Origin of the sequence: uncultured Bacteroides sp. (assembly GCF_910586915.1) — a bacterium.
GTDB lineage: Bacteria > Bacteroidota > Bacteroidia > Bacteroidales > Bacteroidaceae > Bacteroides.
In genome coordinates, this window is the sequence record NZ_CAJULN010000010.1 from 42,045 (window position 1) to 55,380 (window position 13,336).

Sequence of the window (13,336 nt, forward strand, 5' to 3'; positions counted from 1 at the left end):
AAGCAATGGGAACGACCGTTTCATTGCTTGATACGGTCGTTCCCATTGCTTGATACGCCCGTTTCCTTCGCCTGGCACAACGAGGGAACAGGATTGTAAGAATGTCTGAAGAAGCATACCACCGCCGAACATATAGTGTGATTGATTGTTTATCAATTAAAAAAAGAATGATGATTCAACGCAAAAGAATTAACCAACAGTACGCCGTATGAAAAAGAAATATGGATTTATGCTTGTAGCAGCCGTCATATTGGCGGGGTGCGGACAGAAAAAAGAGACAAACGGAACTGCAATCCGCCCCATAAAGACGGCGATTGTGGAGTCAAAATCAATTATCGGAAAGAATTTTTCGGGAATCGTGGAAGCGGTGGAGTATGTGAAGTTGGCCTTCCGCGTCAGCGGGCAACTTATACAACTGCCCGTTATCGAGGGACAGAAGGTGAAGAAAGGGCAACTGATTGCCGCCATCGACCCCAGAGACATCGCCTTGCAATATACTGCCACGAAGTCTGCCTATGAGACTGCCGCCGCCCAGGTGGAACGCAACAAGCGGCTCCTCTCCCGCCAGGCAATCTCCGTTCAGGAGTATGAAATCAGCCTGGCAAACTATCAGAAAGCAAAGTCGGAATATGAGTTGTCCGCCAATAATATGCACGACACGAAGCTGACAGCTCCTTTCGACGGCTCCATCGAGAAACGATTGGTGGAGAATTACCAGCGCGTGAATTCGGGTGAGGGTATCGTACAGTTGGTCAACACGCGCAACCTGCGCATCAAGTTCACCATTCCGGATGCTTACCTCTATCTGCTACGTGGCAAGGATACGCGTTTCTTGGTGGAGTTTGACACGTTCAAAGGGCACGTATTCCAGGCGAAACTGGAGGAGTATCTAGATATTTCGACGGACGGGACCGGGATTCCGGTCAGTATCACGATTGACGACCCTTCCTTCAACCGCGACCTTTATGCCGTAAAACCGGGATTCACCTGCAACATCCGCTTCACGGCCGATGTAGGCCCGTTGGTGGAGGATAGCTGGACGATGGTTCCGCTCAGCGCCGTATTCGGCGAAAGCGAAGGGGAAAAGATGTATGTATGGGTAGTGGAAGGCGACAAGGTGCACAAACGGGAGATTACCGTCAGCGCACCGACCGGAGAGGCCCGGGCGCTTGTCTCCGAAGGGTTGAAGCCCGGAGAGAAGATTGTCACAGCAGGCGTATATCAATTAGTAGAAGGAGAAACCGTTAAAGAAACCGAACCATGAACTTAGCTAATTATTCATTGAACAATACGAAAATCATCTATTTCTTTCTTGCCGTACTGCTTATCGGAGGAATCAGTTCCTTCGGCAACTTGGGAAAGAAAGAGGATGCGCCTTTCGTCATCAAATCGGCGGTGATTACCACCCGCTATCCGGGAGCCGAACCCACCGAAGTGGAGCGGCTCATCACCGAGCCTATCTCGCGCGAGATACAGAGCATGAACGGCGTGAGCAAGATTAAATCGGAATCGACATACGGGCTTTCCAAAATCACCTTCGAACTGCAACCGTCTCTCTCCGCCAGCTCCATCCCGCAGAAATGGGACGAGCTGCGGCGAAAGGTGCTCAACATACAGCCGCAACTGCCCAACGGAGCTTCCACGCCGACCGTTGCCGACGATTTCGGCGACGTATTCGGTATCTACTACGGACTGACGGCAGACGACGGCTACTCGTACGAGGAGATGCGCAATTGGGCGGAACGTATCAAGACGCAAGTAGTCACCGCAGACGGCGTGATGAAGGTGGCACTGTTCGGCGTACAGACGGAGGTTATCAACATCTTTATCTCGACCAGCAAACTGGTGGGGATGGGTATCGACCCAAAACAGCTTGCCACGCTGCTGCAATCTCAAAACCAGATTATCAACACCGGAGAAATCCGCGCGGGTGAACAACAGTTGAGGATCGCCGCCAACGGTATGTACACCACCGTGGACGATATCCGCAACCAAATACTCACAACGAAAGCCGGACAGGTGAGGTTAGGCGACATCGCCGTCATCGAGAAAGGGTATATCGACCCACCCTCCACCATCATGCACGTAGACGGAAAGCGTGCCATCGGTATCGGTATCTCCACCGACCCGCAACAGGACGTCGTGCAGACCGGCGAGCACGTAAAAGCCAAACTGAACGAACTGTTGCCCCTCATGCCGCTCGGACTGGAGTTGCAGAGCTTATACCTCGAAAACGAGATTGCCGACGAGGCGAACAACGGCTTTATCATCAACCTGATAGAATCCATTCTGATTGTCATCGTGATTATCATGCTGGTGATGGGGTTGCGTGCGGGAGTGCTGATAGGTTCGTCGCTGATTTTCTCCATCGGCGGCACGCTGCTTATCATGTCTTTCTTCGGGGTCGGGCTGAACCGCACGTCGTTGGCGGGGTTTATCATCGCAATGGGAATGTTGGTGGATAATGCCATTGTCGTGACAGACAATGCACAGATAGCCATCGCCCGCGGCGTGAACCGGCGGAAAGCACTGACAGACGGCGCCACCACTCCCCAATGGGGATTGCTCGGTGCCACGTTCATCGCCATCTGTTCGTTCCTGCCGCTCTACCTCGCTCCCTCTTCGGTGGCGGAAATCGTGAAGCCGCTTTTCATCGTGCTTGCCATCTCGTTAGGACTGAGCTGGGTGCTTGCCCTGACACAGACCACCGTATTCGGCAATTTTATCCTGAAGGCAAAGGCGGACGGCGACGCCAAAGACCCATACGACAAACCGTTCTACCACAAATTCGCCTCCATCCTCCGTACGCTGATTCGCCGGAAAGCGTTGACGCTAAGCGCTATGGTGGTGCTTTTCGTCGGTTCGCTGATAGTGATGGGCGCTATGCCGCAGAATTTCTTCCCCTCGCTGGACAAGCCTTACTTCCGTGCCGACGTATTCTATCCGGAGGGGTACAACATCAACGATGTGGTGAAAGAGATGGAGTCGGTGGAAGCGCACCTCGCCCGACAGCCGGAAGTGAAGAGAGTATCCGTCACCTTCGGCAGCACGCCGCTCCGGTATTACCTGGCTTCTACCTCAGTGGGACCGAAACCCAACTTCGCCAATATCCTGGTGGAACTGACAGACAGCAAATATACGAAGGCCTGCGAGGAGGAGTTCGACGGATATATGAAAGCGAACTACCCGAACGCCATCACCCGCACCAGCCTTTTCAAATTGTCGCCTGCCGTAGATGCGGCCATCGAAATAGGATTCATAGGCCCCAATACGGACACGCTCGTGGCGCTCACCAACCGGGCTTTGGACATCATGCACCGTGACCCCGACCTGATTAACATCCGCAACTCGTGGGGCAACAAGATTCCGGTGTGGAAGCCGGTGTACAGCCCGGAACGCGCGCAACCGTTGGGTGTGTCGCGCCAGGGTATGGCACAGAGCATCCAGATAGGGACAACGGGAATGACGTTGGGCGAATACCGACAGGGCGACCAAGTATTGCCGATTTTACTGAAAGACAATACGGTGGACTCTTTCCATATCAACGATTTGCGCACGTTGCCGGTATTCGGTACGGGCAACGGGACGACGAGCTTGGAACAGGTTGTCTCCGAATTTGATTTCCAGTACCGGTTCTCTACCGTGAAGGACTACAACCGGCAGTTGGTGATGATGGCGCAATGCGACCCGCGCCGGGGAACCAACGCGATTGCCGCCTTCAACCGAATATGGGCGCAGGTGCAGGAGGAGATTGAAGTGCCCGAAGGATATACGATGAAGTACTTCGGCGAACAGGAGAGCCAGGTGGAATCGAACGAAGCGCTTGCCGAGAATCTGCCGTTGACGTTCTTCCTGATGTTTGTAACGCTTCTGTTCCTCTTCCGCACCTATCGCAAGCCGATAGTGATTCTGCTGATGTTGCCGTTGATTTTTATCGGTATCGTACTGGGACTGGTGGTGTTGGGCAAGTCGTTCGACTTCTTCTCCATACTCGGACTGTTGGGACTGATAGGGATGAATATCAAGAACGCGATTGTATTGGTGGAGCAAATCGACGCAGAGACGGCTACGGGCAAAAAGCCGTTGGAGGCCGTGGTCAGTGCCACCACAAGCCGCATCGTACCCGTGGCGATGGCTTCCGGAACCACGATATTGGGAATGTTGCCGTTATTGTTCGACGCCATGTTCGGCGGTATGGCGGCTACCATCATGGGAGGATTGTTAGTGGCTTCGGCACTGACGCTGTTCGTGCTGCCCGTGGCCTACTGCGCCATACTGCGCATCAAGGAGGAGCCCGCAGGGAGTACCATAACCATTGAAAAGAAATAAAAAGGAAAAAGATATGAAAGTTCAACTCATCATGCTGTCATTGCTGCTGCTCAGCCTCTCAGGCCAAGCACAGCAGCCTTACCTCAGCCGGGAGACGTATCGGGAGAAGGTGGAGAATTACAGCCTGCTGCTGAAACAGCAGCAACTAAAGACCGTCATCGGCACGGAAGAGCGGAAGATAGCCCGCACCGGATTCTTGCCGCAAATCGACATCAACGCCGACGGCACGCTCAACCTGAGCGAACCTGACGCATGGAACGGGGCTGCGGGCGAATACCGCAACCATACTTATCAAGGGGTGTTCGTGGTGACGCAACCGCTCTATACCGGAGGCGCGCTCAACGCCCGCCGGCAAATAGCGGAAGCTGACGAGAAGCTGAGCCGGCTCAACGAGGAGCTCACCATCGACCAGATTCACTACCAGAGTGATGCGGTCTACTGGAACGCTTCGGCCTCGCAGGCGATGCTGCAAGCCGCCGACAAATACCGGAGCATCGTCAGGCAGCAATACGACATTATCCGAGACCGCTTTGACGACGGAATGATAGCCCGTACGGATTTACTGATGATTTCCACCCGGCTGCAAGAGGCGGAACTGCAATACATCAAGGCCCGCCAAAATTATAAGTTGGCGCTTCAAAAACTGAATATCCTCATGGGGGCGGAACCGGAGAGTGCGGTAGACAGTCTTGCAACGATTGACAAGCCTTCTGCCCCGATGGAAATACTGCCGCTCGAAAGCGTGCTGCAACGGCGTGCCGACTACGAGAGTACGGAGGTGAATATCCTGAAGAGCCGGGCGCAACGCAAAGCCGCACTCAGCCGCTTCAACCCGCAGTTGAGTCTCTCTTTGAGAGGAGGATGGGCTACGGCAACTCCCAATTTGGGGCAAGACGTATCGTTCAGCCCCATCGTGGGAATGAACCTGAGCATCCCTCTCTTCCACTGGGGCGAACGCATCCATACGAACCGCCAGCAGCAAGCGTATATCGGCATACAGAAACTCCAGCAAAGCTACGTCATGGACCATATCAACGAAGAGCTTTCGGCAGCATTGACCAAACTAACGGAGACGGAACAGCAGGTAAAGACCGCTACCGAGACTATGAACCTGGCGAACAAGAATCTCGACCTGGTCTCTTTTTCGTACAATGAAGGAAAGGCGAATATGGTGGAGGTACTCTCCGCACAGTTGTCATGGACACAGGCGCACACCAACTTGATTAATGCATATCTTGCCGAGAAAATGGCGATAGCGGAATATAGGAAGGTTATCAGTGAATAGGATTCCCCACGGGCTGGCACGGATTCACACGGATTATTTCAGATTTCAATCGGTGTGAATCCATGCCAACCCGTGGGGAAACAGATTATGCAAGGAAGGAAATCAGCACACCCGCAGCTACGGCAGAGCCGATTACTCCGGAGATGTTGCTTGCCATGCAATATTGCAATACGTGGTTTTTAGGGTCGTACTTCAACGCGATTTCGTTGGCTACACGGCTCGCCATCGGGACAGCACTCAGTCCGGTAGCACCGATAAGCGGATTGATTTTCTTCTTAGAGAAGAGGTTCACCAACTTCACAAAGCAGATACCTCCCGCAATGGAAAGGGCGAACGCAAGGAAACCGCCGACTACGATACCGATGGTCGTCCAGTTGAGGAAGGCCTCTGTGGTCATGGTGGCACCTACCGACAAGCCCAAGAAAATGGTAGCAGCGTTCATAATGCTGTTGGAGGCCGCATCGAACAGACGGAACGTGTCGCTTCCGATTTCTTTCACCAGGTTACCGAACATCAGCATACCAATCAAGGGCACAGCACTCGGCACAAAAAGGGCAACCACCGTAGTCACTACAATCGGGAAGATGATTTTCAGCACACGCAGGTTCTTGATTTCCGTCTTTGAGGGATATTTCTTTTCCTGCTCTTTCATGTTGATGCACAACTCTTTCTTCGAACAAAGCAGCTTCACCACCAACGGGATAATCACCGGAACCAGTGCCATATAGGAATAAGCGGCAATGGCAATAGGGCCCAACAGATGCGGGGCGAGCTTGATGGTGGTGAAGATGGCGGTAGGCCCGTCGGCACCGCCGATGATACCCAACGAAGCGGCTTCCTGCGGAGTGAAGCCCATCAGAATAGCCACCAACAACACGGTGAAAATACCGAGCTGTGCGGCAGCACCGAAAATAGAGAGGCGGAGATTGCGCAACATCGGACCAAAATCTGTCAGCGCACCGACACCCATAAAGATAATCGGCGGCAGGAAGCCTGTCTTAATCAGCATATAGTAGATAAAGTTCATGAGTCCCAATTCGTGCGCAATGTCGTGCAAGGGCATCTCCCAGATGTTCTTCATCACTCCGTTCACCGTCACCATACCATTCTCGTCCGCCTGAATCACGCCCATGTCGCCTCCGGGAAAGTTGGCAAGCAACACACCGAAAGCAATGGGGATGAGCAACAACGGTTCATACTGTTTCCGGATACCCAGATAGAGCAGGACGAACGCGATGGCATACATTACCAAAAACTGCGGCTGGGCAATGATATTGCTGAACGCAGTCATATCGTACAAATTCTCAAATATACCGTTCATCATCCTATCTTCATTAATACGTCATCTTCAGATACAGTGTCTCCCGGAGCAAAGCAGATAGCAGTCACCGTACCGCCGAACTCCGCACGGATGGCGTTGTAGGTTTTCATCGCTTCCACATAGCAGAGCACATCGCCCTCTTTCACGGTGTCGCCCACCTTCAGGGCGGTCTCCTGCGCGTTCTTCACCAGGAAGAATTTGCCTTCGAGCGGAGATACCACCTCTTTGCCTTCTCCGACGGGTTCGGCGGCAGCAGGTACGGCAGGCAGCTCGGCGTCGCCGTAAGCCACCGTCACGCGGTAGGCTTGTCCGTCCACCTGAACGGTGAGTGTCTTGGGTTTGGCGTCTTCTTGCGGCGACTTGTCTCGCTCCGCACGGCGTTTTGCCACGTCGGCAAGGAAGTCCTCTTTCGCTTTTCCGCTCTTATAGGCCTCATACTGTGCCGGATGCATCGCATATTCAAAGAGTTCTTCTTCGTCCTCGCCCACTTCCCACTTGTTTTCTTTCATCATCTTGCGATATTTGTCCAGGTTGTCGGGATAGTTGTCCTGCGGATTGCCTTCAAAGAACTTGCGGCCTTCGCGCTCTGCCTTTTCGATGATTTCGGGAGCAAGTTTGCCCGGCAAGCGTCCGGCTTTGCCCAAAATCATGTCCCAGATATCGTCGGCAATCATTCCCCAGCGTTCTTTGCCTTTCTCCATCGCCATCACGTTCATCATGGCGAGGTTCTTCACATATTGACTGAATGGAGTTACCAACGGCGGATAGCCCACTCTCGGCCATACGTAGGCTACTTCATTGAACAGTTTGATAAGGAGTTGGTCTTGCGTCATGAAAGGCAGGTTGTGTTTCGCCTTGTATTTATTGATGGATTCCAGGTTCGTCTCCAGGTCTGCCATAAGGCTGCCCATCATGCCGCCGGGCAGTCCGGGAGCAATCAGCAACGAGTTCATCAGGCGATTCTTCGGGCTGATGTACAATCCCAAGAAGTCGTCCATAAATTCCTGAATCATCGCACGCACTTTCATGTAGGCTTCCATGTTGATTTCGGGAACCTGATAGCCTGCATCCTTCAACATTGCCTGCACACTGAGCAAATCGGCGTGTCCCGTACCCCACGAAAGCGGCTCCATGCCTACGTCGATATAGTCGCAACCGGCTTCACACACTTCAAGGATGCTTGCCATATTGAATCCCGGCCCTGCGTGGCTGTGATACTGCACCGGAATTTCGGGATGCGCCGCCTTGATATTGCCTACGATTTTGCCCAACGAAACAGGGCGTCCGATGCCTGCCATGTCTTTGATGCAGATTTCGTCCGCCCCGAGCCTGATAAGTTCCAGTGCCATATCGGTGTAATACTCTACCGTATGCACAGGCGAATGGGTGATGCAGAGCGAGCATTGCGAAATCATGCCGGCTTCCTTTGCATAGGTGATGGAGGGAGCGATGTTGCGCACGTCGTTCAATCCGCAGAATGTGCGGGTGATATCGGTTCCCTGCGCCTTCTTTACTTTGTAGAACAACTTGCGCACATCGGCGGGAACGGGGCTCATACGAAGCCCGTTGAGCGCGCGGTCGAGCATATGTGTCTGAATGCCGGCTTCGTGAAACGCCTTCGTCCATTCGCGCACGGCTCTATTGGGGTTTTCTCCAAACAATAAATTTACCTGTTCAAAACCACCGCCATTGGTTTCCACACGGGCAAAACAGCCCATTTCAATAATGGCGGGAGCTACCTTCACGAGTTGGTCTACACGGGGAACGTATTTACCAGCAGACTGCCACATATCCCGGAATACCAAACTAAACTTTACTTCTCTTTTCATGTCTTTCAATGATAATGATATATGTTTAAAATCAGATTTTTTCTACTTTGGTGATTTTTCCTTTGCCATGTGTCACCACATTCACAGCAGCCGTAATGGCAGCCATGATGTTTGCCGGAACAGGTACGGCACCTTTCGGCGCTTCCTGCCGTACAGGAGCCGCCTCTTCGGGAGCATACTTGTTGACCAATGCAATCAACATTTTGCCTAAACAAATCACAATCAGCAGAATAACAAATACGGTAGCCATTCCGACCACCATCAGCAGGAGCGCTGTTTCGATATTTTCCATATAATAAATTATTAGTAATTTAAGCCGTTTATTCAAAAAGCGTCCGAATTTACCATTTTTTTATAAGAAAATTCATCTGAAAAGAGATAATAAAGATTAAATGAAAGGTTGGGGAGAACAATCGCAGTCGTTCTCACCAACCTTTTTATTATGCATTTTCACACATTTCTCTTCTCCGTAAGTTCCTTAAAACTCACTCGTAAAGTGGAAACGGATATTCTTAAAATCCATCTGCGCCATTTGTAGCACATATCCGGAGTCGGCAAGGAACACGTCGCGTCCTTCCCTATCCTTCGCCATATACTGATACTTGCGTTTCTTGAAGGCTTCCAATTCCGCGGGGTCGTCGCTCTCCACCCAACACGCTTTGTAAAGGCTGACCGGCTCCCAGCGACAGGAGGCGTTATACTCGTTCAGCAAACGGTATTGGATGACTTCAAACTGCAACTGCCCCACCGTACCGATAATCTTGCGGCCGTTGAACTGGTTGACAAACAACTGCGCCACACCTTCGTCCATCAACTGGTCAATACCTTTGGCCAGTTGCTTCTGCTTCATCGGGTCGGCGTTTTCGATATACTTGAACATCTCGGGCGAGAAACTGGGCAGGCCACGGAAATGAAGCATCTCCCCTTCGGTGAGCGTGTCGCCAATCTTGAACGTGCCGTTGTCGGGCAGGCCGATGATGTCTCCCGCATAGGCTTCGTCGATTGTTGTCTTGCGTTGCGCCATAAACTGTGTGGGCGACGAGAAACGTATCGTCTTGCCGTGACGCACGTGCATATACGGAGCGTTACGGACAAACTTGCCGGAGCAAATCTTACAGAACGCCACACAAGAACGGTGGTTGGGGTCGATATTGGCGGTTATCTTAAAGATAAATCCGGTGAACTTGGGTTCTTCGGGCTTTACCTCACGCTCTTCCGCCTGCACGGAACGGGGGCTGGGCGCTATCTCTACGAAACAGTTCAACAACTCCTGCACACCGAAATTGTTCAATGCCGAACCGAAGAACACGGGAGCACAGTCGCCGTTCAGGTAAGTGTTGACATCAAACTCCGGATAGACGCCTTCTATCAGTTCGAGGTCGCCGCGCAACTTGTCTGCCAACGGTTTTCCGATTTGCTTGTCGAGTTCTTCCGTATGGATATCGACCGCCACTTTTTCCGTCACCACCTGCTTGGAGGGCTGGTAGAGGTCGAGTTTCTGCTCGTAGATGTTGTACACGCCTTTGAAACGGGCACCCTGCTCGATGGGCCATGACAGGGGACGCACCTGAATCATCAGTTCCTCTTCCAACTCGTCGAGCAGGTCGAAGGGGTCTTTACCCTCGCGGTCCATCTTGTTGACGAAAATAATCACCGGTGTCTTGCGCATACGGCACACTTCCATCAGCTTGCGTGTCTGTGTCTCCACACCTTTGGCACCATCTACCACGATGATAACGCTATCTACGGCGGTGAGTGTGCGGTATGTATCTTCGGCAAAGTCTTGGTGACCGGGAGTATCGAGAATGTTAATCTTGTAGTCGCGGTAGTCGAATTCCATCACGGAGGTCGTCACCGAGATACCGCGCTGTTTCTCAATCTCCATCCAGTCGGAGGTAGCCGTTTTCTTTATCTTGTTGCTCTTCACCGCACCCGCTACCTGAATCTGACCGCCGAAAAGCAGCAACTTTTCCGTCAACGATGTCTTACCGGCATCGGGATGCGCAATAATGGCGAACGTACGCCGTCTCAAAATTTCTGTATTATCTGCCATAGTTGTTAAATTGAGAATTGAGAATTTAAAAATGATACGTTTGCACCTGTTTTTAAATTCTCAATCTTTAATTTTCAATTTCTTCCAAGCATCGTTTCAGGCTCTCTTCCCAATGGGGGATATCGAGTCCGAACGTTGTCTTTATCTTTGTCTTGTCAAGCACGGAATAGGCGGGACGGTTTGCCTTTGCCGGATATTCCGCCGTATGCAAAGGGGTTACCTTGCACGAAGTGATTCCCGCCAAACGATGGATGGCAAGCGTGAAATCATACCACGAGCATACGCCTTCGTTGCTGAAGTGGTAGACGCCGCGCACGATACCTTTATTGATAATGGTGTAGATGGCGCGTGCTAGGTCGTTGGCGTAGGTGGGCGTGCCTATCTGGTCGAATACGACTCCGAGGGTGTCGCGCTCCTTTCCCAAGCGAATCATCGTTTTCACAAAATTATTGCCGAAAGTGGAATAGAGCCATGCGGTACGGATAACTACCGCTTGCTCGCAATGTTCCATTACTTCGCGTTCGCCGTCGAGCTTCGTAACGCCGTAGACCGAATCGGGGCAAGGCTCGCACGCTTCCGTGTAAGGGAGATGGGCGGTGCCGTCGAACACATAGTCGGTAGATACCTGAATGATGGCTGCCCGGTTGGCTTGCGCCGCACGCGCCAGCATTCCGGGGGCTTCCGTATTGAGCCTACGCGCCGCCTGGCGGTCGTCCTCCGCTTTGTCTACGGCGGTATAGGCGGCACAGTTCACTACCAGTTCTATCCGTTTTTCGGCGATGTAGGCCCATACGGCCTGCTCGTCGCAGATATTGAGTTCGTACACATCTGTAAAAAAATACGTGTGTTGCGGGTTCTCTTTTGCAAGCACCTGCATTTCATTGCCAAGTTGACCGTTGGCACCCGTTACTAAAATTCTCATCTATTCATCCAGTTTTAATTGACCTTTGCGGTCTTTATCATAATAATTTGCCAGCATGGAGAGGAAGCTGGTAATGGCTTCCATCGCTTTGGCGGTTCCATCGCTGACAGGTTTCCGTTGCAGCCTCAACAGGAGCATTCCGTAGAGGGCTTCGAAGCAAGTTTCGAGTTCGGGCTCGTCTTTCTTGCCGTTCTTGTTGCGCAGTTCGACGATAAACGGCAGCGCCTTGAAGTAGGCGGCACTGTAGAACGGGAACTTAGGCGAAGACGCCAACGCATTGTGCAGTTCGGTCAGGTTGATAATGACGTTCTTGTTTATCTGCAAATGCCCCGCTTCGCGCACGCCTTCCTCGCTCATCATCGTCAGCAAGTTTCCATACCACTCGCGCATGGCAGGACGCTGCTCTTCGGGATAGCGGGCTATCACGTTGGCTTCCAACTCTTCCGGTTGGCAATGGTTGGCGCGCAGCAGGTCTTCTTCCTGCCACATATATATAAGGTATTCGGCTATATTCCGTTCCTTCAACTGTTTCGCTATCTCATTCATAAAGCTATCGTTCTAATAAATCGACTCTCCCAACAACGTATATACCATTCCGGCAAGGGACACCAACATGACAATGCTTCCGATGACGCGGTTCAGTATCCATATCCCCCGCAGGTTGAACTTGGTGCGCACCTTGTTTACGAAATAGGTGATTCCGAGCCACCAGGCGAGTGCTCCCAACGCAATGGCGCAATAGCCCGTAATCTCCTCAAACACCAGCACGCCGGGCTGCACAAATGCAAAACGGGCAAAAAGTCCGATAAAAAGGAAGATTATCAGTGGATTGGAGAGAGTGACGAAAAACGCGGTGATGAAATTGTGAAAATAAGAACCTTTGTTGGACGAAGCCGGACGGATGGACTGCACCGGATTGCTGCGAAAGGTGTATATGCCGAAAAGGAGCAGCATGATGCTTCCCAACAGTTGCAGATAGAAAATGTTTTTGTTGATATAATCGAAGACGAAGCTCATTCCGTAGCCAGTGAGCAGGGCGTAAGCTATATCGCTCAAAGAGGCTCCCAAACCAGTGACAAAGCCATACCAGCGTCCTTTGTTCAACGTCCGTTGGATGCACAATACGCCCACCGGACCCAAAGGTGCGGACACTACAACGCCAATAATAAAGCCTTTAACTAATATATCGAATATGGTTTCTATCTGAATCATGTCGCAAATATCGCATTTTTTTATGATATGAGGATAGGATATTAACGTTTTTTTCCAACGAACCTCTGTACAGGCAATCCGTGCCGTGTGCAACGAAAATAAATAAAGCATAGCTGCCAGAGTTTTCTCCCCTGCATAAACAGGTATGCTGACACCCGGGTCTCACCACTACCGACACCCGGGTCTTGGATATATCAGCACCCGGGTGTCAGCATCACCGAGACCCGGGTGTCAGACAAGTTTCGTTTACCAAGCATTTTTCTTTCCTTCGTAGTGTAATTAAAATTCGGATGCAGTCCATTATTTATTCCTGTTTTTTTTCTCCCCACCAATGAAATTGCTTATCTTTGCGCCACGTAAAAAAGGAGAAGTTCGCTCTTGCAGA

10 protein-coding genes are annotated in these 13,336 nt (G+C 51.7%); 3 read left to right on the forward strand and 7 right to left on the reverse strand.

Going from position 1 to position 13,336, the window contains the following annotated elements:
• Nucleotides 1–208 precede the first annotated feature (208 nt).
• From QZ331_RS05945 to QZ331_RS05955, 3 genes are read left to right on the forward strand one after another with little or no spacing between them, the layout of a single operon-like run.
• Nucleotides 209–1,264 carry an efflux RND transporter periplasmic adaptor subunit gene (locus QZ331_RS05945; RefSeq protein ID WP_294628905.1) on the forward strand — a complete coding sequence of 352 codons (1,056 nt, stop codon included), beginning with the start codon at nt 209–211 and terminating at the stop codon, nt 1,262–1,264.
• Nucleotides 1,261–4,329, forward strand: coding sequence for an efflux RND transporter permease subunit (locus tag QZ331_RS05950; RefSeq protein ID WP_294628907.1), 3,069 nt, complete (start codon nt 1,261–1,263; stop codon nt 4,327–4,329). The genes QZ331_RS05945 and QZ331_RS05950 overlap by 4 nt, the downstream gene beginning before the upstream one ends.
• Nucleotides 4,330–4,342: 13 nt before the next feature.
• Nucleotides 4,343–5,614, forward strand: a complete 1,272-nt coding sequence (locus QZ331_RS05955) for a TolC family protein (protein ID WP_294628909.1) — start codon at nt 4,343–4,345, stop codon at nt 5,612–5,614.
• An 85-nt stretch (nt 5,615–5,699) separates the two neighbouring features.
• Here QZ331_RS05955 and QZ331_RS05960 read toward each other — a convergent pair whose 3' ends face one another.
• From QZ331_RS05960 to QZ331_RS05990, 7 genes are all read right to left on the reverse strand, one after another.
• Nucleotides 5,700–6,935, reverse strand: a complete 1,236-nt coding sequence (locus QZ331_RS05960) for a sodium ion-translocating decarboxylase subunit beta (RefSeq protein ID WP_294628959.1) — start codon at nt 6,933–6,935, stop codon at nt 5,700–5,702.
• On the reverse strand, nt 6,935–8,764 hold the full coding sequence (locus tag QZ331_RS05965) for a biotin/lipoyl-containing protein (protein ID WP_294628911.1): 1,830 nt from the start codon (nt 8,762–8,764) through the stop codon (nt 6,935–6,937). Before QZ331_RS05965 ends, QZ331_RS05960 begins: the two co-directional genes overlap by 1 nt.
• Nucleotides 8,765–8,795: 31 nt before the next feature.
• Entirely contained in the window at nt 8,796–9,056 is a 261-nt protein-coding gene (locus tag QZ331_RS05970; RefSeq protein WP_294628913.1) for an OadG family protein, read from the reverse strand.
• A 186-nt stretch (nt 9,057–9,242) separates the two neighbouring features.
• Nucleotides 9,243–10,817, reverse strand: a complete 1,575-nt coding sequence (locus QZ331_RS05975) for a peptide chain release factor 3 (RefSeq protein ID WP_294628914.1) — start codon at nt 10,815–10,817, stop codon at nt 9,243–9,245.
• 67 nt (nt 10,818–10,884) lie between these two features.
• Complete coding sequence (gene rfbD, locus QZ331_RS05980; RefSeq protein WP_294628916.1) at nt 10,885–11,739, reverse strand: dTDP-4-dehydrorhamnose reductase; 855 nt, start codon at nt 11,737–11,739, stop codon at nt 10,885–10,887.
• Entirely contained in the window at nt 11,740–12,285 is a 546-nt protein-coding gene (locus QZ331_RS05985; RefSeq protein WP_294628918.1) for a DUF4924 family protein, read from the reverse strand. It lies immediately after the preceding gene.
• 12 nt (nt 12,286–12,297) lie between these two features.
• Nucleotides 12,298–12,951, reverse strand: coding sequence for a LysE family transporter (locus tag QZ331_RS05990; RefSeq protein ID WP_294628920.1), 654 nt, complete (start codon nt 12,949–12,951; stop codon nt 12,298–12,300).
• Between the last annotated feature and the right edge of the window lie 385 nt (nt 12,952–13,336).

What these genes read in the sequence shown, in the direction of transcription:
- QZ331_RS05945 (WP_294628905.1), top strand. Translation starts at nt 209, where the DNA reads ATGAAAAAGAAATATGGATTTATGCTTGTAGCAGCCGTCATATTGGCG.
- QZ331_RS05950 (WP_294628907.1), top strand. Translation starts at nt 1,261, where the DNA reads ATGAACTTAGCTAATTATTCATTGAACAATACGAAAATCATCTATTTC.
- QZ331_RS05955 (WP_294628909.1), top strand. Translation starts at nt 4,343, where the DNA reads ATGAAAGTTCAACTCATCATGCTGTCATTGCTGCTGCTCAGCCTCTCA.
- QZ331_RS05960 (WP_294628959.1), bottom strand. Translation starts at nt 6,935, where the DNA reads ATGAACGGTATATTTGAGAATTTGTACGATATGACTGCGTTCAGCAAT.
- QZ331_RS05965 (WP_294628911.1), bottom strand. Translation starts at nt 8,764, where the DNA reads ATGAAAAGAGAAGTAAAGTTTAGTTTGGTATTCCGGGATATGTGGCAG.
- QZ331_RS05970 (WP_294628913.1), bottom strand. Translation starts at nt 9,056, where the DNA reads ATGGAAAATATCGAAACAGCGCTCCTGCTGATGGTGGTCGGAATGGCT.
- QZ331_RS05975 (WP_294628914.1), bottom strand. Translation starts at nt 10,817, where the DNA reads ATGGCAGATAATACAGAAATTTTGAGACGGCGTACGTTCGCCATTATT.
- rfbD (WP_294628916.1), bottom strand. Translation starts at nt 11,739, where the DNA reads ATGAGAATTTTAGTAACGGGTGCCAACGGTCAACTTGGCAATGAAATG.
- QZ331_RS05985 (WP_294628918.1), bottom strand. Translation starts at nt 12,285, where the DNA reads ATGAATGAGATAGCGAAACAGTTGAAGGAACGGAATATAGCCGAATAC.
- QZ331_RS05990 (WP_294628920.1), bottom strand. Translation starts at nt 12,951, where the DNA reads ATGATTCAGATAGAAACCATATTCGATATATTAGTTAAAGGCTTTATT.